Source organism: Promicromonospora sp. NFX87 (assembly GCF_048564965.1).
Taxonomy (GTDB): Bacteria; Actinomycetota; Actinomycetes; order Actinomycetales; family Cellulomonadaceae; genus Promicromonospora.
In genome coordinates this window covers 1,249,745-1,270,445 of the sequence record NZ_CP183413.1, presented here as the reverse complement: position 1 = coordinate 1,270,445, position 20,701 = coordinate 1,249,745, and the positions used below count along the sequence as shown (strand labels likewise).

The window sequence follows — 20,701 nt, the reverse complement described above, 5'->3', positions numbered from 1 at the left end:
CCGCGGTGAGACGCGCGTTTCAGTCGGGTAAAACTTCGCCGGCTCCGGCGTCAGGAGAGCCGGCCCGTCCGGAGCATGTGGGCGAGGTCCGGCCGGCCCAGCTCGTCCGCCAGGGCGGCGGCGGCCTCGTGGTCGTACGGGACGGCGAGCAGCTGGGCCGTCCACCCGTCCGCCGCGTCGGACAGGATCGCGTACCGGGCCTCCGGCGCGCCGACCTCGACCCGGTGCGGGAGCGGGGCGTCATCGGAGTAGGCGGGCCAGCCCACGCTGCCGGGGTTGACCAGCAGCGACCCGTCCGGCAGCGGCCGGATCCGGGCCTGATGGGTGTGCCCGCACAGGTAGAGGTCGTGCGTGCCGTACGCGGCCCCGAGTCGTTCGACCAGCTCGTCGTCGGTCGCCTCGCGCACGCCGCTCGGGTGCTCCGCCGTCGGCCCGACGACGGTCTGGGTGAGGTAGGTGGCGTCGTCGTCCGGCACCGCATGGAAGGCGAGCACCCCGGGGACCGGCTCGGCGGTGAGCGGGAGCGAGCCGAGCCACGCGCGGTCGGCGTCGGCCAGGACGCCCGAGGCGATGCGGTCGACGGTGCCCATCTCGTCGTACGGCAGCGTCAGCACCTGGCGTTCGTGGTTGCCGCGGACGGTCACGATGTCGGGCCGCGTGGCGAGCAGGTCCAGGGTCCCGCGCGGGTCGACGGCGCCGGAGATGATGTCGCCGAGGTTCAGCACGAGGTCCACCCCCGCGGCGTCGACGGCGGCGAGGACCGCCGCGAGCGCCGGGGCGTTGCCGTGGACGTCGGAGAGGACAGCGATGCTGGTCATCCGCGCAGGCTAGCGGTGGGGCGCTACCTGATATCGCGGGGCAGGGTCTCCGAGGTTCCGGGCTGCTCCACCACGTGCCTGCGGTACGGCCAGACCGCGATCAGCAGGCCGACCACGGCGCTGCCCAGGTGGAGCCAGTTGTCGGCCTCGTTGATGTTCAGGTAGTTGATGTCCGGGTTGTCGACGGCGAACAGGCCGTAGACGAACGCCGCGCCGTAGCCGAGCAGCAGGAGCCAGCCGAACGTGCGGGCGCCGCCGGACGTGGGCCAGAGGCTGATACCCAGGATTCCGATCACCAGGTGCACGATGTTGTGCAGCGGGTTGATGGCGAAGCCCAGGAGCGTCTGGCTGTGGTCGTGCTCCATGAAGCCGTCGAGGCCGGTCACCGCGAAGCCGGCCGCACCGACCAGCAGGTAGACGACACCGACGACGAGCGCGAGCCACTGATGCGGGCCGCGGGCGATCCGAGGTGCTGTGGAGTGGGCCATGATCCTTCTCCCGTCCGACTCATGCCGTGTTCTCCACGGTCACGCCGTCCGGGACCACTCGCACGCCGATCCGGCCCGCCAGCTCCAGCAGCGACCGGTCCGACCCGGCCGGCCCGACGAGGCACGCGCCCGCCGGCAGTCCCTCCGCCGTGGTGACCGGCACGGAGACGGCGGGCAGCCCGCCGATCCCCGCGATGCACGTCAGCAGCATGGTCGCCTCGCGTGCGGCCTCTGCCTCCTCCGTGTGGGGCGCCACGGTCGCCGTCGACGGCAGCACGAGCACCCGCTCCCCCAGCCGCTCCCGGATCTGCGCCCGTGCCCGCCCGACGGCGGTCCTGGCCGCGTCCGCGTCCGCCGCACCGATGGCGCGCGCCCGCTCGAACCGCCCGCGCACCGCCGGCCCGAGCGTGTCCATCCGGCCTTCGAGCCAGCCGCCGTGGACGGCCCACGCCTCGGCGGCCTGGAGGGTCTGGAACGCGGCGAGCCAGGCGGGCTCGGGCGCCCAGTCGACGGGCCGCGCCCCGGCAGCCCGCGCGAGCTGCCCGACGGCGTCGCGCACCTCCGGCGCGGCCAGGGTGAGCAGGGCGTCGCTCAGCACGAGGGGGGCCGGGTCCGGCAGCGCCGCCGTGTCGGCGGGGAGCAGCACGTCGCCCACCCGGGCCAGCGTGGCGGCGTCGCGGGTCAGCCAGCCGACCGTGTCGAACGAAGGCGCGAGCGGCAGCAGCCCGCCGTCGGGCACCGTGTCGTGCGTGGGGCGGATGCCCCACAACCCCTGGTAGGCGGCGGGCACCCGCACGGAACCGCCGGTGTCGGTCCCGAGCGCGATGCTCGCCTCGCCGGCCGCGACCGCCGTCGTCGGGCCCGACGTCGAGCCGCCGCTGATGCGCCCGGGCGCCCGCGGGTTGGGTGGCGTGCCGTAGTGGGCGTTCGCGCCGGTCAGCGAGTAGGCGAACTCCTCGGTCTGTGCGATCCCGGCGAGCGCGGCCCCGGCAGCGAGCAGCCACGCGACGGCGTCCGCGTGGCTCTCCTCGACGGGCGCGGCCGCGAGCCAGGACGGGTTCCCCGCGCCGATCCGCTCGCCCGCGACGGCGAACAGGTCCTTGACGGCGACGGTCTCGCCGTCGAGCACGCCGGATCCGGTCGGTGCCGTCAGCGGGCCGGGCTCGGGGCGCACGCGCCACACGCTGGGGTCGAAGATCATGCGCACATGCTGCCAGCCAGGCGCTGCAAGACAGAGCCGGGATGGGACAGAACAGGGGTGGAGGTCCGCTTCCACCAAGGCGTTGCGCATGCTCTCGAGCCGAGAACCATGCCCGAACGCTTGGTGGAAGCGGACCTCCACCACGCCCGCTCATCGGGGCGCGAAGTCCGCCTTGCGGATCTTCGCGTGCACGCCCTTGACCACGTCGACGACCTGCGAGATGTCGAAGTCCGTCGCAGCCGACAGGTACGCGTAGGCGTGCGCCCGCGACATCCCGTACCGGACCTCCAGCAGCGCGATCGCCGCCCGTACGCAGTTCTGCACGGCGACGTCGAGATCGCGGTCCAGGCCGGTCGGGACCAGGAACTCGGCGGTCTCGGCGAGCGGCCCTGCCAGCTTCCCGAACGTCGCGACGGCGTCCGACGCCGGGATGAGGTCGAAGCTCAGCCGCACCCGCAGCGACGCCTCGAAGGCGGTGAGCGCCACCTCGCCGTCCCCCTGCGCGAAGTGCGGGTCGCCCACGTAGGCGAGCGCCCCCGCCGCCTGGACCGGGAGGTAGAGCGTGGACCCGGCGCCCAGGAGGTTGATGTCGATGTTGCCGCCGAACGGACCGGGCGGCACGGAATGAGGCCGTTCGTCCCCCGCGGCAGCGACGCCCATGATGCCGAGGAACGGGTGCAGGTCGAAGCCCACCGTCCGGTCGGCCCCCTCGAAGAGCGGGAGGCTCCCGCGCCCGGCGCCGTCGGACCAGGAGTCCACCTCGGCGAAGACGCTGACGCTGTCCACGCCGCCGGCCGGGTACTCGTCCGGCAGGGCCCCGCGGCCGTGCCGGTTGGAGATCACCCCGTACGGGACGCGGGGTTCGGTGGCCAGCACGCGGATCGCGAGCAGGTCGCCCGGCCGGGCGCCGCGGACCTCGATCGGCCCGGTCACGACGTGGCCGCCGTGGGCGCCGGGCACCCCCGGCAGCCCGGGCACCCGGTCGCCCAGGAGGGAGCGGCGGGCGCCCGCCAGCTCGACGGCGTCGGCCAGGACCGCGTTCTCGGCGACGCCGCGCTCCGCGAAGTACGCGAGCGGGTCGCCGCCCTGGTCCTCGAGGATGCCCTCGTGGGACAGGGTGTCGACGACCACCTCCTGCCCGGGGTCCACCGACAGCACCGCGCGGTCCGCCGCGCAGGGCAGCCGGCCCCAGTAGGCGGTCTCGACCGAGGTGGGCAGGTAGGTGGCCCCGCCAGGGACGTGGCTGCCGGGCTGGAGGATGGTCTGCTGGTGCACGGGGTGACTGTATCCACCGGGTCAATCCACCGGGTCAATCCACCGCTCACTGCCGCGGGATCATCCCGGCCTGTCCGTAGACGGCGCGCAGGTACTCCAGCAGCTCGTCGGCGTCGAGCGGGTCGGAGCGCAGGAGGCGGTAGAGGACGGCCCCGACCGTCATGTCGATGAGCGCCTCGATGTCCGTCTCCGGCGGCAGCACCCCCTCCTCGACGGCGCGCGACAGCGCGAGGTGCACGGTGCGGCGCCTGGGCAGGATGTGGTTCTGCCAGAAGGCCGCCATGAGTCCCGGATGGGTGACGCTGGAACCGAAGACCTGAGCGAGCATCGCGCGATACCCGGGCTCCGCGAGGGTCCGGGCACTGACCGGCAGCGCGTCGACGATCACCTGGGAGATCTCGGCGTACGACATGCCGTCGAGGTCGTCCGTACCCGGGTTCGGGATCTCGCCCCGGGCCGACTCCACGGCCGCCGCGATGAGCTCGTCCTTGCTCCCCCACCGCCGGTACACGGTGAGCTTGCCGACGCCGGCCCGCCGCGCGATCGCCTCGATGCTGGTCCCCGCGTGGCCGTGCTCGGTGAAGAGCTCCAGCGCCGCGCGCAGGATCGCCTCGTCGGTACGGGGGTCCCGCGGCCGCCCCCGGCCGCGTGTCGCCTCGGCGGCGCTCACCGGGTCCGCCCCGTGCGCAGCAGGTCGGCGAGCCATGGTGTGGCCGACGCCGGGTCGGTCCCGCGCCAGGCCAGGTGCCCGTCCGGCCGCACGAGCCAGGCCTCGGCGACGCCGTCCGTCCGGGTGAGCCGCGTGGGCTCGGCGGCCGGCTCGGTGCCCGGCCCGGCGGCCGGCTCGGCACCCACGGTGTCCGACGGCGGCACGAGCAGCGCCCAGCGCCCGCCGAGCTCGGCGTAGAGCTGGGTAGGTGCCCCGTCGCCCCGGGCGCAGTCGAGGTCCGGCACGCGGTCGCCGACGCAGATCCGCCGGCCGAGCCGGGCCGCCGTCCGCTCGGCCCTGCCGACCCCCAGGGGCCCCGACCGGTAGCTCACCCAGAGCTGGGAGGTCGTGAACGTGACCCAGCGCTGGACCCACGGCTGGTTGAAGAGCCGGATCAGCACCTGGTCGCGCAGGAACCGCCCGACGGGGCTGCGCGCCACGTTGACCCGGGTCACGTTGGCGGTGCCGCGCAGCACGTCGGTGGCCAGCGGACGCCGTTCCGCCTCGTAGGTGTCGAGCAGCGCTTCGGCGGCCCGGCCACGCGCGACGAGGGCCAGCTTCCAGGCCAGGTTCTCGGCGTCGCCGAGGCCGGTCAGCATGCCCTGCCCGCCGAACGGCGCGTGCGCGTGCGCGGCGTCGCCCGCGATGAGGACGCGGCCGCCGCGGTACCGGTCGGCCAGCCGGCGATGGATGGTGAACTCGGACAGCCACTCGCTGTCCAGGACCCGCACGTCCCGGCCGGTACGCTCGGGCAGGATCGCGCGGAACCGGTCCAGGATCTGCTCCTCGGTCAGGCGGCTGCGCCGGCCGTAGGCGTCGGCGGCCCGCGGCGCGCCCGCCGTCCCGGCCACCGGCGCGTCCGCCGTCTGCTCCAGCTCCGCGCTCGCGGGGTCGTACGCGATGAGCCGCCACAGATCGCCGCGACCCTCGTCGTCGGGCATCGGCATCGCTCCGAGCATCCCCGTCGGGTGCACCCAGCCCGAGGTCCCGGTCCGGTCCAGGTCCCAGTCCAGGTGCAGGTCCGCGAGCAGGAACCGCTCGCTCAGACGCACGCCCGGGGCGATGATGCCGACTGCCTTCCGCACCGCGCTGGCCGTCCCGTCACAGCCGACGAGCCACCGCGCGCGCACGGTCCGCCCGTCGTCGAGCTCCGCGGTGACGACGTCGTCGTCCTGTGTGAGGGCCGTGAGCGCCACGCCCCACTCGGGGGTCACCCCGAGCTCAGCCAGACGACGCCGCAGCTCGCCCTCCACGAGCGCCTGCGAGACGACCATCGGCGGCGCGGCGGTCCGCAGGCCGGGGTCACCGAACCGGATGCGCATCATCGGCCGGTCGCCGAGGTAGGTGGTGATCCGCATCGCCCGTACGGACCGCTGCGGCAGGTCGCCGAGCGCGCCCAGCCGGGCGAGCACCTCCGACCCGCGTACGTGCACGAAGTTGGCCCTCGACGTCGTCGCCGGAGCCGGCAGGCGATCGACGACGCGCACGCCGACCCCCTGCAGCCGGAGCCCGCACGCCAGGGCGAGCCCGGTAGGTCCGGCTCCGACCACGAGCACGTCGGTGACGTCGTCGACTGCCATCGTTACTCCTTTTATTAACGGACCGGTACCGTTAACAAAATAGCGCGGAAGCGTCGCGACCGGAAGCCCCCACCGGGTAGACGCCTCAGCCGGCCGGCGCGAGCAGCGCCCGCGCCGCGGCCCGGGCGGCGGCGAACGCGTTCGGCTGCGCCCGCGTCGTGTACGCGACCATCGCGCCCTCGTAGAGCAGGTGGACCTGCGCGCCGGCCTCCTCCGCGTCGGGGTGTCCGGCGTCGCGCAGCAGGTCGGTGAACACGCCGAGCATGTACAGCTTGTCCGCGAGGATCACCGCGTTGCCGGGGTGCTCGGACCCGCCGATCTCGCCGTGGGCGTTGACGAACGCGCACCCGCGCTCGTTCTCCTGCGCCCACTCCTCCGCGAGCTCCAGGGCGGCCACCACCCGGTCGACACCCCGTGCGGACCCGGCAGTGCCGCGTGCCGCGAGCCGCTCCCCGAACCATGTCGCCCAGCGCTCGTGCCGGCGCGTCAGGTAGGCAGCCACCAGGGCGTCCTTGGAACCGAACCGGTCGTAGAGCGTCTTCTTGGTGACCCCCGCCTGGTCGGCGATCAGGTCGACGCCGACGCCGCGGATCCCGCGGTGGTAGAAGAGGTCGGCCGCCGTGGTGAGGATCTTCTCCCCGGCCGGCGTGTGCGGGTTGGGGCTGCGTCGCGGCATGCGGGTCGCTCCGTCCGGGCTGCGGTCTGGGTGCACTGCGAGTATACCGACCTGTGTGGTTACCTGAATTCATGGGAAAGAGTCTTCTGGGACACCTCGCCCCCGCCCTGCTCGTCGTGCTGTGGAGCTCCGGCTTCGTCGGCGCCACGTTCGCCGCGCCCGTCGCCCCGGCCACGACCACGCTCCTGTGGCGCTACGTCGTCGCAGCGCCCCTGATGCTCGTCGCGGTGCTGGTCCTCCGCCGCCGCTACGGGCTCCGCTACCTGCGGCGCGAGGCGGTTCTCGGCGCCCTCGGCCAGGCCGGCTACCTCTACGGCGTGTTCCGCGCGGTCGAGGCAGGGCTGCCGGCCGGGACGGCAGCCCTGCTCGCCTCGCTGCAGCCCGCCCTGGTCGCCGTCGTCCTGTCCGGGTTCGGCAAGAAGGGCGGACGTCGCCAGGCGGCGGGCCTCGCGATCGGCTTCGCGGGAGTCGCGCTCGCCGTCGGGCCCGACGCCGTCGCCGGGACGGGCACGGAAGGAGCCCTCTGGGCACTGGCGGGCATGCTCTCGCTCTCGGCAGCCGCGGTGCTCGGCGACCTGTGGCCGGCCCCTGAGGAGAAGCACGACGTGCTGGACTCCCTGGCCGTCCAGGGAGTCGTGGCGCTCGCGTTCTTCGCGGTGGTGGCGTTCGCGACCGGTCAGGCCGCGCCGCCGGCCGACCCGTCGTTCTGGCTGGCGGTCGCCTGGCTGGTGGGCCTGGCGTTCCTCGGCGGCTACGGCATGTACCTGTACGTGCAGCGCACGCGCGGGCCGGTCGCGGTGAGCACGTGGCTCTACCTCACCCCAGCGGTCTCCGCGGCATGGGCCTGGGCCATGTTCGGCGAGCGGCTGCCGCTGCTCACGGTGGTGGGGTTCGCGATCAGCCTGGCCGGCGTGCTCGTCGTCCGGCCCGCGCCCGACCGCCAGAGGACCGGCCGGGATCGCCCGCTGGCAGGCGCCCGCGCTTGACAGATTGGTAACCCAAAGGTTACCAATATGACCATGGATGCCTTCGCCGCCCTCTCGGACCCCGTCCGTCGCGAGCTGCTGCGCCAGCTCGCGACCGGGCCGGCGAGGGTGGTCGACATGGCGGCGGCCCATCCGATCAGCCGCCCGGCCATCAGCAAGCATCTGCGCGCCCTGGGCTCGGCGGGGCTCGTGACCGCCGACGACGTCGGCCGGGAACGGCACTACCGGCTCGACCGGGCCGGGCTCGCGCCCGTGTCCGCGCTCCTCGCCGAGCTCGCGCCCGCACAGCCTGCCCCTGCCCCGCCGATCGCCGAGCAGGCGTTCGACGGCCTGGAGCTCGAGGTGCGGCGCGTCGGCCGGGACCGCCGGGCCGCCCCGGACGCAGCGAACATCGAGCGCACGAACACCGAGCACACGAACACCGACATCGCCGAGGAGACAGCATGAGCACCGACATCACCGCCACCGGCCGTACGGAGCAGCGCCCGGACGGCACCTACATCGTCCTTACCCGCACGTTCCGCGCCCCGATCGACGACGTGTGGGCAGCGGTCACCGAACCGGACCGCCTGGCCCGCTGGATAGGCCGCTGGACCGGTGACCCGGCGACGGGAAAGGTAGCGGTCGAGATGCTCTACGAGGGTGACGAGGTCGAACCCGAGGAGTACACGATCGACGCGTGCGACGCTCCCCGTCAGCTCGAGCTCACCTCGAAGGGGACGTACGGCGAGGACGCCCCCGTGACCTGGCACCTGAAGCTCGACCTCGCCGAGGCGGACGGCGTCACCACACTCACCTTCGCGCAGTCCATGGACGACCCCGCGATGGCGGAGAACGTCGGCCCCGGCTGGGAGTACTACCTGGACCGGCTCGTCGCAGCCGAGACGGGCGGCGACCCTGCCGCTGTCGACTTCGTCGACTACTACCCGGCGATGTCCGAGCACTACCGCACGCTGTAGCCCTGGCCGATGGAGGCCCGCCGGACGCTACGCTCCGGCGGTGAGGATCACCGACTTCCGGCCACGGCAGAGCAATGAGGCCGCCCAGATCGCGGCGGCGGCGTTCGCCGACGACCCGCTCTGGAGCCACACCCTGCCGGACCCGGAACGTCGGCGCCTGCCGCACCTGATCATGCTCGGCACCGCACTACGGCGGATCGGCCCACCGCAGATCGCCCGGGTGGCCCTGGACGGTGACCGGATCATCGGGTTCTCCTCCTGGACCGCCGCCGGATCCGACGATCCGTACGACCCGTTCGACGCCACCCGGCCGGCCGACCCGCACATGGCGCGCGCCACCCGAAAGTTCGTCCGCCGTGCCGCGAGCGACTGGCCGCGGCTCTCCGCCCTCTACGCCACGCTCGGCCAGTCGTACCCCAACGACCCGGGCTGGTTCCTCGGCGTGCTGGCGGTGCACCCGGACCATCAGCGCACGGGCGTCGGCACCGCGCTGCTGCGCGACGGCCTCGACCGGGTGGACCTCGACGACCAGCCAGTCTCCCTGCAGACGAGCACGCCCGAGAACGTCGACTTCTACCGCCGGCACGGCTTCGAGGTCACCAGGACCTTCGCCGAGCTGTACCCGGGGTCACCACCCCTGTGGACCATGCGCCGGCCGGCGGCAACACACGCTACGGCTGCCCCCAGCGAGCCAGGTGGTGCCAGACCTTCTTGAGGTCCTGCGGGTCGTGCTCGCCGGCGAGCACCGCCTCCCCCACCACCCGCGCGTCCAGCCAGCCGTCGCGCGTGTGCCCGACGGCGACCGCGCGCGCCACGTCCACGATCGCCGGCCCGCGGAACTCCGGCCGCGTCGCCAGCTCGTCCACGTGCAGGCGGAACCCGTGGTGCCACTCGACGTCGACACCGAGCCCACGGGCGGCGTCGGCCACGGGCGTGTCGCGGTAGCAGGGGTCCAGCACGAGCGCGGCGACGTCGTCCGGCAGGGCTATCGCGCCGTGCACCTGGGCCTCGACGTAGTCGTCGAGGAGGTCGTGGGCGCCGGCCGCCGTGTCGGCGTCGGCCATCGCCACCAGTGGTGCCGGGTCGACGGTGGCGAAGTGCTCGGGCTCCATGACGGAGTCGGGGTAGCAGAAGGTGGTGCGGGCCAGCACGTGCGGGCGGAGCCGCAGGTGGGCGGAGCCGAACCGGACGGCGCCGCCGGCGGCCCTGCCCCGGTGGTTGAGGGCGCCGTAGCGGGGGCGTTCGTGCGGCGGGCCGTCGTCGTACCGGCCCTCGAACATGCGCCGCTCCCAGCGCCAGCGGTCGCCGCCGTGGTGCGCCGTGAGGCCGCCGTTGCTGGTGCCGGTCTCGAACTGGGAACGCCAGACGCGGTCGTGCGCGAGGCGCTCGATCAGCGTCTCGCTCCCGTCGGCGACGAGCCGGTCGGGATGGAAGTTGATGGTGACCGGCCAGTCCATGCCCCGGAGGTTACCTGGCGCACGCCCGCGGCGAGCCCGGATGGTGGCCGGCGACTTCGGTCGGTTGCCTCGAGATCGGTCCGTTGAACGACCGATCTCGAGGCAACCGACCGAAGTCATCTCAAGCAGTGTGCGACTGACCGATCTCGCGGCGCGGGGCGACCGGGGCAGGTCAGCCCTGGACCTCGAGAATCCTGCGCCGAGCGCGGATCATCGCGGCTCCTGCCGCCGTGAGCGCGAGTCCCGCGCCCACCGCCGCGCCGACCTGGCCGCCGGTCTGCGCGAGCGCGCCCGGCAGGTCGCCGATCGGCGAGACGGGAAGGAGTCCGCCGAGATCGAAGCCGCCGCCCGGGTTGACCACCGGGATCGTGCCGCCGCCGGAGCCGTCGCCCGAGCCACCGGCGCCCCAGCCGCCGTCGCCGTCGCCGTCACCCGGGCCACCTCCACCGGGACCCCCACCAGGACCGCCGGACGACGGGCTCTCGAGCAGGTCGTCCACGACACCGTCCGGGCCCGCGACCGCGCCGATCGTGCCCGGGAGATCACCCCTGCCGACGTTCTCGCCGATCGAACCCACGTCGTCGATCAGCTCCGCGGGGAGGTCGTCGGTCAGTCCCCGCTCAGGCCTGTCCGCGCCCAGGACGTCGTCCACCGCGCCGTTCTCTCCGGCCACCGCGTTGAGCACGCCGGTGACACCACCCACCACGTCCTCGACGGGGCCGCGATCGGCGGCGACCGGCGCCGCGGCCGGCTCGGCAGCCGGCTCGGCGGCGGCCGCGCTGCGCGTGACGCCCTGCACCACGTCGTCGACCGCGCCGTCCTTGCCGGCCACGGAGTCGACCGCGCCCGTGACTCCCTGCACCGTGTCGTCGAGGGCGCCGTCCTTCTTGGTGACCTGCCCGACGGTGTCCGTCACCTGGTCCAGCGTGCTGTCGACGGCGCCGTCGTCCCCGAGGACCGCGTCGACGGTGCCCGTGAGGGCGCCGCCCAGACCACCGGTCGACTGCTCGGTGCTCGATGCGCCGCTCTCGTCGGCCGCCGTCGCGGACATCCCGCCCGCGACGAGCAGCCCGCCCGCGATGAGCGCAGACGGGAGCGCGCGGCTCACGAACTTCCTCTTCATGTCTCCCCCTGCAGTTGCGTCTAGCCAGCGAACGCAAATCACCATGACGGATATGTCGGGTGAATTCAAGGAAATCCGGTATGTTTTCACCATGATCTTGCCAGGCCCAGGGGCAGCCCCGCAGATCCACCCGCTCGAGCCGTCCGACCCGCAGGAGCTGGGCGGTTACGAGCTTCTCGGCCGCATCGGGGCCGGCGGCATGGGAGTCGTCTACCTCGCGGAGACCCGCACCGGCCGGAAGCTCGCCCTCAAGGCGATCCTGAAGGAATACGTCCAGGACCCGGAGTTCCGCACCCGGTTCCGGGCAGAGGTCGCCACGGCGATGAAGGTGCGCGGCCGGTTCCTCGCCACGGTGATCGATGCCGATCCGGAGGGCCCCCAGCCGTGGCTGGCCGTCGAGTACGTGGCGGGACCGTCCCTCACCGCCGTCGTCCGCACCCAGGGCCCGCTGCCCGAGCCCGACGTACGCCGCATGGTGGCCGGTGTGGCAGAGGCGCTGCGGTCCGTGCACCAGGCGGGCATCGTCCACCGCGACCTCAAGCCGTCCAACATCCTGCTCGGCCACGAGGGCCCGTTCGTCATCGACTTCGGGATCGCCAAGGCGCTCGACACGACGTCGCTGACCCGCACCGGCCTGAAGGTCGGCACGCCCGCGTTCATGGCGCCCGAACAGGTGCGCGGCAGCATCTCCACACCCGCGGCCGACGTCTGGGCCCTGGGCGCCGTCGCCCTCTATGCCGCGACCGGGCAGCGCGCGTTCGGCGAGGGCGACACGACAGTCGTGTACTACCGCGTGGTCCACGAGGAGCCCGACCTCAGCACGTGCCCCGCCTGGCTGCTCCCGCTCGTGCAGGCCTGCCTGGCCAAGGACCCCGAGGCCCGGCCGAGCCTGCAGGAGGTGCTCGACTTCCTGGACGGCACCCCGGACGGCCTCCGGACCCCGTCCATGAGGGTCGTCCCCGGGCCGGGCATCCCGAACGTCGTCATCGACGACGACGTCACCGCACTGCGGGACGACGAGACCGTGCTGAAGGCGGCGCCCAGTGAGACCCCGCCCGAGCCGGAGCCCGAGGCACCCCGCGGCAGCCTGCTGTCCCGGCCCCTCATCTGGATCGTCGCGGCCGCGGGGGTCCTGATCGTCGGCGGCGTCGCCACGGCGTTCCTGGTGGGCATGCCGTCCGGCGACGCCGACGCCGATGCCGGGCCGTCGTCCTCCACCTCGGCGACGCCGTCCGCGTCCGCCTCTCCGGCGGCAGTCATCGACGAGTGCCTGGTGGGCACGTGGCAGCTCGAGAGCTGGACCTCGACGCAGGACATCTCCAGCCTCGACGAGACCGTCAGGTTCACCGGCTTCGAGGGACGCGTGACGGAGTTCAGCGCCGACGGGACCCAGCGGGTCGACTACGAGGACGCCGAGCCCATCCGCGCCGGGTCCTCCGTCGGCGAGATCATCCAGACGTGGCGCGGCACGGCGTCGTACATCGTCTCGACCGGCGACGACGGCGTCCTCACGACCGAGGGCTCCGACTTCAGGGATATCTCGGTGACCATCGAGGTCGGCGAGGAGAGCGGCCCCTACAACCCCAACGGCCGGACCCAGCCGCTGGAGTACACCTGCGACGGGACGACCTACACGGAGCAGGCCGACGGCTTCGAGGCCACCTACACCAAGCTCCGTTGAGTGCGAGCCCTCGCTGGTCGAGCTTGTCGAGACCCGGTCTCGAGAAGCTCGACCAGCGAGGGCTCGGGGTTGTCAGGCCGTGCGTTCCGCTCGGTTGACCGCCGACACGATCGCCTTCAGGGACGAGAGCGTGATCGACGGGTCGATCCCGACGCCCCACAGGACGTCGTCGCCCACCGCGCACTCGACGTAGGCGGCGGCACTGGCGTCGCCACCCTCGGACAGCGCGTGCTCGACGTAGTCCAGCACCCGTACCTTGACGCCGACCTGCGCGATCGCGTTCACGAAGGCGTCGATGGGCCCGTTGCCCGAGCCGGTCAGGGTCAGCTCCTGCCCGCGGTCCAGCACGTCGACCTCGAGCGTGTCCTGCTCGCCCTCCGCCGACACCGCCCGCGTGCCGCGCAGCTCGAGCCGGCCCCAGTGCTCCAGGCCGGACGGCGCGTTCTCCTCGACCGGCAGGTACTCGTCGGTGAAGATGCGCCAGATGTCCGCGCCGGTGACCTCGGTGCCCTGGGCATCGGTCACCTTCTGCACGGCGTGGGAGAACTCGATCTGCAGGCGCCGGGGCAGGTCCAGCTTGTGCTCGCTCTTGAGCAGGTAGGACACACCACCCTTGCCGGACTGCGAGTTGACCCGGATCACCGCCTCGTACGAGCGGCCGACGTCGCGCGGGTCGATCGGCAGGTACGGCACGCCCCAGTGCAGCTCGTCGACGGTGACCCCCGCGGCCTCCGCGCGGCCGGCCATGTGCTCGAAGCCCTTCTTGATGGCGTCCTGGTGCGAGCCCGAGAACGCCGTGAAGACCAGGTCGCCCACGTACGGGTGGCGCTCGTGGACGGGCATCTGGTTGCAGTGCTCCACGGTCCGACGAATCTCGTCGATGTCGTGGAAGTCGATCTGCGGGTCGATGCCCTGGGAGAACAGGTTCAGGCCCAGGGTCACCAGGTCGACGTTTCCGGTGCGCTCGCCGTTGCCGAACAGGCAGCCCTCGATGCGGTCGGCACCGGCCAGGTAGCCCAGCTCGGCGGCCGCGACGGCGGTGCCGCGGTCGTTGTGCGGGTGCAGCGAGAGGATGACGTTCTCGCGGTGGTTCAGGTGCCTGCTCATCCACTCGATCGAGTCGGCGTAGACGTTGGGCGTGGCCATCTCGACGGTCGCGGGCAGGTTGATGATGACCTTGCGCTCCGGCGTCGGCTCGAAGACCTCGATGACCTCGTTGCAGATGCGCACGGCGAACTCGAGCTCCGTGCCCGTGTACGACTCGGGCGAGTACTCGTAGTAGATCCGCGTATCCGGGACGGTCTCCTCGAGCTTGCGGCACAGCTTGGCGCCGTCCAGCGCGATGCTCACGATGCCGTCCTGGTCGGACCGGAACACGACCTCCCGCTGCAGCACGGACGTCGAGTTGTACAGGTGCACGATCGCCTGCTTCGCGCCGGTGATCGCCTCGTACGTGCGCTCGATCAGGTGGGCACGCGCCTGCGTCAGGACCTGGATCACGACGTCGTCGGGGATCCGGTTCTCGTCGATCAGCTTGCGGACGAAGTCGTAGTCGGTCTGGCTCGCGGAGGGGAACCCGACCTCGATCTCCTTGTAGCCCATGGAGACCAGCAGCTCGAACATGCGGAGCTTGCGCTCCGGGTTCATCGGCTCGATGAGGGCCTGGTTGCCGTCACGCAGGTCGACCGCGCACCAGCGCGGAGCCTTCTCGATGCGCTTGGTGGGCCAGGTGCGGTCGGGGATGTCCACGGTGATCTGCTCGTGGAACGGGAGGTACTTCTGGATCGGCATGCCAGAGGTCTGCTGCGGGTTGTCTTCGATGATTCCGCCCGCTGTGCCATGCGCTCCTGCGCCATGCAGTCCTGTGTCGTGAACTCCGCCGGGGGTGGTGGCGGTGATGCTGTTCTCCATCATGCGTCCTTCGCTCGGTGAGGATGGCCGGCACACCAAGCCTCCGCGACGAGGGACCGACCTGTCTAGGCCTCGTCGCGGCAGGGAAGGAGAAGGATCACCGTCATGCGCACGCGGTCACTGTACCCCCGGAGGTGACCCGGACCACCCGCCGCGCCCACGATCCGGACGCCCTCGGCGAAGTAGAGCGCCTGTCCGGCCGCACACCGGACGCACGCTCTACTTCGCCGATCGGTGGTCGGCGAAGTAGAGCGTGCGTTCGGACAGGCGCTCTACTTCGCCGAGGCAGTGGGTCAGCGGCGGTTGCGCAGCGCGGCGTCGACCTGCGGGTCACCGAGGGCGCCCAGCCAGTCCAGCAGCGCGGGGTAGGTGGACGGGTTCGCGGCGACCTGCGGACGCAGGTGCGGCGCCTCCTGCACGATCTTCGCCAGGTCCGCCAGCGGGGTGGCCGGGTCGAGCGCCACTGCCGGCGTCCACCTGCCGCCCACGGGCGGCAGCACTGCCGTGTGACCCGGCTCGGACCCGTAGTCCGCGGCCGCGGGGCGCTGGCTCTGCTCCTGTCCGACGACGACGCGGCGCGTGACCTGCTCCTGGCCCGCGTCGCCGGCAGCCGCACCGGCGTCGGCCTGGGCCGCCTGCTGACCGGTCACCGGCCGGATGCGCGCCGTCGGCTGGGCGGAGGCCACCTGCTGGACGGGGGCCACGGGCTGCGCGGCGGAGACCGGCTGGGCGGACGCCACCGGCGTGGCACCGGACCGGACCGGTGGCATGGTCGCCGTCTCGCTCGCCGACGAACCGGCGGGCGCGCCCGCTGCCCGCAGCTCCTCGACGGTGCGCATCGCGCTGATCGGGACCTCGCTCGACTCCGGCTTCGCGGACTGCACGGGAACCACCCCGTGCTGGACCGCGGCGGCACCCGCGACGGTGCGCACGGCGCCCGTCGAGGTGACCCGGCGCGGCTCGGCGGGCCGGCGCAGCTCGGGCGCCGACCGCACGGGCTGCTCCGGGAGCGAGACGGGCGGCGCCTTGTCGCCCTTGGGGCGCGGCGGCGCCCACAGGTAGGCCTGGCTGCGGTCGACGTCGGTGTCCCCACCGATGCCGACGGTCTGGAAGTGGTCACGCACCGCCTTGGGGATCATCAGCGCGGACGCCGCGACGACGGGCAGGCCGAGGGCCATCAGGAGGTCGCCGAGGTTCACACCGAGGCTCGCGCCGGACGTCGCGATGACGACGACGAGCCCCAGCACGCCGGCCACGCACGCCGCACCGACGGCGGGCACGTGGCCCGTGCTCGGGTCGCGCTGCAGCGAGCGCCGCGCGAACCAGGCGATACCGCCGACGACGACGCCGAGCACGAGCCGCACCACGAGCGTCACGCCGGCGCCGGACCCGATGAAGCCGGGGTCGATGAGCTGCACGAGGGCGGCCAGCGCGCTGCACACCGCGAGCAGCACGATGACGTCGAACGCGCGCATGGCGACCCGCACCCACAGGCCGGCAGCCTGCTCGGTGCTGACGTCCTCCTCCGCCGCGGGGTCGCGGCGCACCGCGGGCGAACCGGCGACGGCGGCGGCGAGCGGCAGGAGCACCAGGCCGAACCTGCTCGGGTCGGTGACGCCGGGGCGCATGGACTCGAGGCCGGTCAGCGAGTCGCCCGAGGTGAAGATGAAGAGCAGCGCCAGCACGATGCCGGCGGCGACCAGGACGAGCCGCGAGGGACGGTCGTGGCGGACGGTGCCGCCCACCAGGAGCCACGCCAGGCCGACGACCAGCGCGAGCCAGACGGGCGCGAGCAGGCGGTCGCCGAGCGTCGCGTCCTCGGCGAGCTCGGCGAGCAGCGTGGACGTGACGGCACCCACCGCGATCAGGATGCCGACGCCGGCGAGGCCGAGGCGCCAGCCGCGCACGACGGCGCCGTCCTCCTCGATGGGTCCGAGCTCGCTGTCGCGCGGGGTCGCGGCGAGCGCCGCGCCCGCCAGCGCGAGGCCCAGGCCGGTGCCGACGCCCGCACCGCTGCGGACGTCGAAGATGAGGTGGAGCAGGCCGATCACGGCGATCGGCAGCCCGGTGAGCAGGCGTGCGCGACGCGTGGAGTGCACGGTCCACCTGGCCGGCAGCACGGCGAGGCGCGCGAGGTAGGGCAGGGTCAGCGAGGCGAGGGACAGCGCGACGGCCAGGACCACCTCGACGCGGTCGGCTCCCCGGTCGGCCAGGTTCCACGGCAGCGCGAGCGACACGAGCAGGGCGAGTGCGGCGATGGCGTCGCGCACGTAGTCGGCCACCGCGATGTTGGCGAAGGGTCTGGTGTCGTCGGACGTGTGCCCGGACTCGGTCTCCGCGGAGATCGTTGCGACGTGCTCGTGGCCGAGACGTTCGGTCGGCGCGCCGTTCGCGTCCTGCGCGCCGTCTGCCGAATCTCTCTCGTCACGCTCGGAAGCGTGCTGGTCCATCATCCGTTCACTCCTCGATAACGCCGCTGGTCGAGACTGGGGAAGTGTGGCTGGTGGCGTTGGGTCCCCGACGTTACTACCCGCCGGGGACGGAGCCTGTCAGGCCGAACCACGGCGAGTCCGGTCACACCTGCATTTCTGCGCACGTCCATCACATTCGACGTGGGTGGAACACCGCTGTCGGCCGCAGCCGGCAGCTCGCCGAGGTCACAGGAGAACGCAGTGGACCTAGCTGCCGCACCGGCACCCCGCACCTGCGACGTCTGGCTCGTTCCGGTCCGACGTCGGAACGCCTGGACGCGCCTGCTGACCGTACCGGATCGCGAGCACCTCGTGGGTCTGGACTCCGTCGCCACCGCGGTCCACCTGACGTCGCGCGCCGCCCAGCGGCTGATCCTGTCGCGCTACCTCGGCGTGTTCCCCGACGAGGTGGTCGTCGACCGGTCGTGCGAGCGCTGCGGCGACCCGCAGCACGGGCGGCCGCACGTGCCCGGTGCGCCCCTCGACTACTCGGTGTCGCACACGCGGGCCTGGGTGCTGGTCGCGGTGGTGGGTGACGGCAGGGTCGGTGCGGACCTGGACGCGCGCCCGGCGGACGGCGACCTGGAGGACCTGGCGGCCGCCGCGCTCACGCCCGCCGAGCGGCGTGCCTGGCGGCGCCTGCCGGCCCGCGACCGCGCGGACGCGCTGCTCGCCTCCTGGACCCGCAAGGAGGCGACCGCCAAGCTGACCGGGCACGGGCTGACGATCCCGCTGCGCGATCTCGACGTCAGCGGCCCGCGGCCGACGCTCCTGGGGCGGGACCCGTCGGTCCGGCTCCCCCACCCCCGCCCGTACCTGACGCACGTGCCCGCGCCGGCGGACCACAGCGCCGCGCTGGCGACGACCACGCACGTGGACCAGGTGCGGCACCTGCGCCTCCCGGACACGGTGCCCGACGACGTCGTACCCGTGCCGGCCCCCCGCACCTCTAGGCCCTCAGCCCTGCTGGCGCCGAGATAGAACCCTGGCGAGATAGAACGCTGGCGAAGCCGGACTCGCCGGCGTTCTATCTCGCCAGAGCTCTACTTCGCCACAGTTCTACTCCGGCGGGGTCGGTCAGATGCCCAGCTGGTAGGCGCCCCAGTACGCCAGGGTGACGAGCAGCGCCGTCGCGCCGAGCACCGTCGCCCAGAAACCCGTCCGGACGACGACGCCCGCGGCGCCGGCCCTCTCCGCGACGGTGACCCGCTGTGCCGTGTCCGCGACTGCCGGGCGCACGACCCTGCCGCGCAGGTCGCGGAGCCGGTTGAGCAGCAGCGCCGCCGCCACGACCGTCGCGATGCCGAGCAGCCGGACTCCGATCCAGCCGCCCTGCACCACCAGTGCGTTCTTCTCGTAGTCCAGGGCGAGGCGCGCGACCGCCGCCAGGTACACGGCGAGCCCGACGGTGGTCACCACCGCGCCGATCGCCAGACCCGCCAGGGGCGCGCGCAGTCCCCGGGCGAGGTGCGTGCCCGGGCGACCGGAACGACGTCGGCCGAGGCGGCCCGCCAGCGCCGTACCGCCGATCAGCAGCGGGCCCACCAGCAGCAGCCCTGCCGCGGTGATCACCATCCCCACCAGCCAGTCGCCGTCGCCGTACCACTGCGGCTGCGGCACCGGCGCGGCGAGGTAGACCTGCCGGGGCTGGGCTCCGGCGAGCTGGGGCGGGGCCGACGCCGTCGCGGGGAGGCCGAGCACCCAGTCGGCGACGTCGGTGGCAAAGTCGGGGTGCAGCACCAGCCCGTCGGGTGTCTCGACGTTGATGCCGTGGTTCGCGTGGTCGTAGAACCGGACGGTCACGTCGTCGGCGGTGTCCAGGAGCTCGCGCGTGCCCTGTTCGAGCGGCATCGACGCGTCGTTCGTGCCGTACACGGCGAGGATCGGGTCGTCCTGCTGCTCGAGCCAGGGCCGCACCTCGAAGTCGGCGTACTCGAACCCGCCGCCGGGCAGCCTCATGCCCACCGCACGCGGGATGGCACGGAAGACCCCGGCCGGCACGTCGGTGTTCCGCAGGTAGTTGTCGACCGCGTAGGCGGCCTGCTGCCGGGGCGGGACCACCGGCGCGGAGACCAGGATCTGGAACGCGAGCCGCGGGTCGTCCACCATCATCACGGGCGACACCCACGCCCCCTCCGACTCCGCGTACAGCCCTGTCTCGTCCGGGTCCACGCCCGGGACGTCGCGCAGGTAGCTCACCGAGTGGGCGTAGTCGCGCGCCATGGCCTCGTAGTCCCGGTGCCGTGTCGAGTAGTTGTCCAGCCGCTTGTCCGGCACGAGCGTGGTGATCCCCGCGCTCGCCAGCGCCGTGGCGGCAAGGGTGAACGCGTCGACGGCCTTGCCGGTACCCGCGCCGTGCACGAACACGATCCCCGGGTGGTCCCCGGAGCCGGCGTCGACCGGCTCGCGCAGCAGCCCGCCGACCTCCAGCCCGTCGGCGAGCGGGATGGTCACCTCGGACTCGCGCACCTCGTAGTCACCGGGCTCGCCGGCGCCGGTCCCGCCGCCGGACAGAGCGCCACCGATCGCCGTCGACGTGGACCCGAGGCGCAGGTGCGAGGTCACGGGCGCGGGCTCCCAGACCGGGCCGGCGACGGCGCCGGTCAGCGCCAGGGCGACAAGGACTGCGGCGGATGTGGCGACCGTCCGAAAGATCACGATCGGATGCTACGCCCGCGGGCCCGGGCCCTCGCCCGGGGCGCGGCAAACAAGCCGGGCGCGGCGAGTCATTCGGGCGGGCGGGTCGCTAGCATCTCCTCGGTGTCCCAGGTCAGGGCCCCGGACCGGAGGTCGGCGACCACCTGGCGCACCCAGTCCAGCTCGGCGCGCGTGACGGCCACGAGGTGCTCGTGCTCGAGCATGAGCACCCTGGCCAGGCCCCATTCCTGCGCGGCGGCGGCCTCGCGCTCGGCCCCGGCGAGCACGGCCTCCAGCGCCCGCACCCGCTCCTCGAGCCGGGTCCGCACGAGGTCCGGACCCGTGATCGCGAGCACGGCCAGCACCGCCCGGAACTCGGGGAACTCTCGTGCGGGAGTGGCGAGGGCGGCGTCCATCCAGCGCGTCAGGGCGTCCCGGCCGTCGCTCGTCAGGGCGTAGACGATGCGGGCCGGGCCGGACTCGGCCGCCAGCTTCTCGTGGACCTCGATGAGGCCGTCGCGGAGCAGGCGCTCGATCGACTGGTAGACGCTGTTGCTGCGCGCCACGTTGACGACGTCGTCCTTGCGCCGGTACTTGATCAGCCGCTGCATGCGGTAGGCGTGCATGGGCTCCTCGGCGAGCAGCGCCAGCAGCACCATCGCGAGCGGCGCGCGCGGCCGGGAGTCCTGGGTCACGGGAGCCAGCCTAAGTCGCCCCCGTCCGGGTTCT

19 protein-coding genes are annotated in these 20,701 nt (G+C 73.2%); 6 read left to right on the top strand and 13 right to left on the bottom strand.

Going from position 1 to position 20,701, the window contains the following annotated elements:
- Positions 1-50: 50 nt before the first annotated feature.
- The 7 genes from ACNYC2_RS05630 to ACNYC2_RS05600 form a co-directional block, all read right to left on the bottom strand.
- Positions 51-818, bottom strand: a complete 768-nt coding sequence (locus ACNYC2_RS05630; protein WP_419706080.1) for a metallophosphoesterase family protein — start codon at positions 816-818, stop codon at positions 51-53.
- Between the two features lie 23 nt (positions 819-841).
- Entirely contained in the window at positions 842-1,306 is a 465-nt protein-coding gene (locus ACNYC2_RS05625) for a DUF4383 domain-containing protein (RefSeq protein WP_419706079.1), read from the bottom strand.
- Between the two features lie 19 nt (positions 1,307-1,325).
- Positions 1,326-2,507 carry an amidase family protein gene (locus ACNYC2_RS05620; protein WP_419706078.1) on the bottom strand — a complete coding sequence of 394 codons (1,182 nt, stop codon included), beginning with the start codon at positions 2,505-2,507 and terminating at the stop codon, positions 1,326-1,328.
- A gap of 150 nt (positions 2,508-2,657) precedes the next feature.
- A complete protein-coding gene (locus tag ACNYC2_RS05615; RefSeq protein ID WP_419706077.1) occupies positions 2,658-3,782 on the bottom strand; it encodes an acetamidase/formamidase family protein in 1,125 nt (374 codons plus the stop codon).
- 46 nt (positions 3,783-3,828) lie between these two features.
- Positions 3,829-4,452, bottom strand: a complete 624-nt coding sequence (locus ACNYC2_RS05610) for a TetR/AcrR family transcriptional regulator (RefSeq protein ID WP_419706076.1) — start codon at positions 4,450-4,452, stop codon at positions 3,829-3,831.
- Positions 4,449-6,071, bottom strand: a complete 1,623-nt coding sequence (locus ACNYC2_RS05605) for an FAD-dependent monooxygenase (protein ID WP_419706075.1) — start codon at positions 6,069-6,071, stop codon at positions 4,449-4,451. Before ACNYC2_RS05605 ends, ACNYC2_RS05610 begins: the two co-directional genes overlap by 4 nt.
- An 85-nt stretch (positions 6,072-6,156) precedes the next feature.
- Positions 6,157-6,747: a TetR/AcrR family transcriptional regulator gene (locus tag ACNYC2_RS05600; RefSeq protein ID WP_419706074.1), complete on the bottom strand. Its 591-nt coding sequence runs from the start codon at positions 6,745-6,747 to the stop codon at positions 6,157-6,159.
- A gap of 71 nt (positions 6,748-6,818) precedes the next feature.
- Here ACNYC2_RS05600 and ACNYC2_RS05595 point away from each other — a divergent pair, with 71 nt between their 5' ends.
- Genes ACNYC2_RS05595 through ACNYC2_RS05580 form a run of 4 tightly spaced genes read left to right on the top strand, consistent with a single transcriptional unit; the run spans position 6,819 to position 9,407 of the window.
- Positions 6,819-7,733 carry a DMT family transporter gene (locus ACNYC2_RS05595; protein ID WP_419706073.1) on the top strand — a complete coding sequence of 305 codons (915 nt, stop codon included), beginning with the start codon at positions 6,819-6,821 and terminating at the stop codon, positions 7,731-7,733.
- A gap of 27 nt (positions 7,734-7,760) precedes the next feature.
- Positions 7,761-8,180, top strand: a complete 420-nt coding sequence (locus ACNYC2_RS05590) for an ArsR/SmtB family transcription factor (protein ID WP_419706072.1) — start codon at positions 7,761-7,763, stop codon at positions 8,178-8,180.
- On the top strand, positions 8,177-8,692 hold the full coding sequence (locus ACNYC2_RS05585; protein WP_419706071.1) for an SRPBCC family protein: 516 nt from the start codon (positions 8,177-8,179) through the stop codon (positions 8,690-8,692). The genes ACNYC2_RS05590 and ACNYC2_RS05585 overlap by 4 nt, the downstream gene beginning before the upstream one ends.
- A gap of 40 nt (positions 8,693-8,732) precedes the next feature.
- On the top strand, positions 8,733-9,407 hold the full coding sequence (locus ACNYC2_RS05580; protein WP_419706070.1) for a GNAT family N-acetyltransferase: 675 nt from the start codon (positions 8,733-8,735) through the stop codon (positions 9,405-9,407).
- On the opposite strand, the gene ACNYC2_RS05575 is transcribed toward ACNYC2_RS05580, so the two are convergent.
- Both ACNYC2_RS05575 and ACNYC2_RS05570 read right to left on the bottom strand, forming a co-directional pair.
- The gene (locus ACNYC2_RS05575; RefSeq protein ID WP_419706069.1) at positions 9,364-10,149 is read right to left on the bottom strand and encodes a DUF3626 domain-containing protein; all 786 of its coding nucleotides are present in this window, start codon (positions 10,147-10,149) and stop codon (positions 9,364-9,366) included. The two genes, ACNYC2_RS05580 and ACNYC2_RS05575, sit on opposite strands and share 44 nt — an antisense overlap.
- 172 nt (positions 10,150-10,321) lie before the next feature.
- Positions 10,322-11,272, bottom strand: coding sequence for a hypothetical protein (locus ACNYC2_RS05570; protein ID WP_419706068.1), 951 nt, complete (start codon positions 11,270-11,272; stop codon positions 10,322-10,324).
- 91 nt (positions 11,273-11,363) lie between these two features.
- Here ACNYC2_RS05570 and ACNYC2_RS05565 point away from each other — a divergent pair, with 91 nt between their 5' ends.
- Positions 11,364-12,953, top strand: a complete 1,590-nt coding sequence (locus ACNYC2_RS05565) for a serine/threonine-protein kinase (RefSeq protein WP_419706067.1) — start codon at positions 11,364-11,366, stop codon at positions 12,951-12,953.
- Between the two features lie 72 nt (positions 12,954-13,025).
- Here the strand turns inward: ACNYC2_RS05565 and leuA are convergent, their stop codons facing one another.
- Both leuA and ACNYC2_RS05555 read right to left on the bottom strand, forming a co-directional pair.
- Complete coding sequence (leuA, locus tag ACNYC2_RS05560; RefSeq protein WP_419706066.1) at positions 13,026-14,744, bottom strand: 2-isopropylmalate synthase; 1,719 nt, start codon at positions 14,742-14,744, stop codon at positions 13,026-13,028.
- Between the two features lie 413 nt (positions 14,745-15,157).
- Entirely contained in the window at positions 15,158-17,317 is a 2,160-nt protein-coding gene (locus ACNYC2_RS05555; protein WP_419706065.1) for a hypothetical protein, read from the bottom strand.
- Positions 17,318-17,536: 219 nt separating this feature from the next.
- On the opposite strand from ACNYC2_RS05555, the gene ACNYC2_RS05550 reads away from it, so the two are divergent.
- Positions 17,537-18,316, top strand: coding sequence for a 4'-phosphopantetheinyl transferase family protein (locus tag ACNYC2_RS05550; RefSeq protein ID WP_419706064.1), 780 nt, complete (start codon positions 17,537-17,539; stop codon positions 18,314-18,316).
- A gap of 96 nt (positions 18,317-18,412) precedes the next feature.
- Here the strand turns inward: ACNYC2_RS05550 and ACNYC2_RS05545 are convergent, their stop codons facing one another.
- Positions 18,413-19,993 (bottom strand): alpha/beta hydrolase family protein, encoded by a 1,581-nt coding sequence (locus ACNYC2_RS05545; protein ID WP_419706063.1) that lies wholly within the window; start codon positions 19,991-19,993, stop codon positions 18,413-18,415.
- Positions 19,994-20,061: 68 nt separating this feature from the next.
- Positions 20,062-20,667, bottom strand: coding sequence for a PadR family transcriptional regulator (locus ACNYC2_RS05540; RefSeq protein WP_419706062.1), 606 nt, complete (start codon positions 20,665-20,667; stop codon positions 20,062-20,064).
- Positions 20,668-20,701 lie beyond the last annotated feature (34 nt).

Bases quoted from the DNA above. Each gene is read 5' to 3' on its own strand.
- ACNYC2_RS05555 (WP_419706065.1), bottom strand. From the start codon at position 17,317: ATGATGGACCAGCACGCTTCCGAGCGTGACGAGAGAGATTCGGCAGAC.
- ACNYC2_RS05625 (WP_419706079.1), bottom strand. From the start codon at position 1,306: ATGGCCCACTCCACAGCACCTCGGATCGCCCGCGGCCCGCATCAGTGG.
- ACNYC2_RS05565 (WP_419706067.1), top strand. From the start codon at position 11,364: ATGATCTTGCCAGGCCCAGGGGCAGCCCCGCAGATCCACCCGCTCGAG.
- ACNYC2_RS05585 (WP_419706071.1), top strand. From the start codon at position 8,177: ATGAGCACCGACATCACCGCCACCGGCCGTACGGAGCAGCGCCCGGAC.
- ACNYC2_RS05605 (WP_419706075.1), bottom strand. From the start codon at position 6,071: ATGGCAGTCGACGACGTCACCGACGTGCTCGTGGTCGGAGCCGGACCT.
- ACNYC2_RS05590 (WP_419706072.1), top strand. From the start codon at position 7,761: ATGACCATGGATGCCTTCGCCGCCCTCTCGGACCCCGTCCGTCGCGAG.
- ACNYC2_RS05570 (WP_419706068.1), bottom strand. From the start codon at position 11,272: ATGAAGAGGAAGTTCGTGAGCCGCGCGCTCCCGTCTGCGCTCATCGCG.
- ACNYC2_RS05630 (WP_419706080.1), bottom strand. From the start codon at position 818: ATGACCAGCATCGCTGTCCTCTCCGACGTCCACGGCAACGCCCCGGCG.
- ACNYC2_RS05620 (WP_419706078.1), bottom strand. From the start codon at position 2,507: ATGATCTTCGACCCCAGCGTGTGGCGCGTGCGCCCCGAGCCCGGCCCG.
- leuA (WP_419706066.1), bottom strand. From the start codon at position 14,744: ATGCCGATCCAGAAGTACCTCCCGTTCCACGAGCAGATCACCGTGGAC.
- ACNYC2_RS05575 (WP_419706069.1), bottom strand. From the start codon at position 10,149: ATGGACTGGCCGGTCACCATCAACTTCCATCCCGACCGGCTCGTCGCC.
- ACNYC2_RS05600 (WP_419706074.1), bottom strand. From the start codon at position 6,747: ATGCCGCGACGCAGCCCCAACCCGCACACGCCGGCCGGGGAGAAGATC.
- ACNYC2_RS05595 (WP_419706073.1), top strand. From the start codon at position 6,819: ATGGGAAAGAGTCTTCTGGGACACCTCGCCCCCGCCCTGCTCGTCGTG.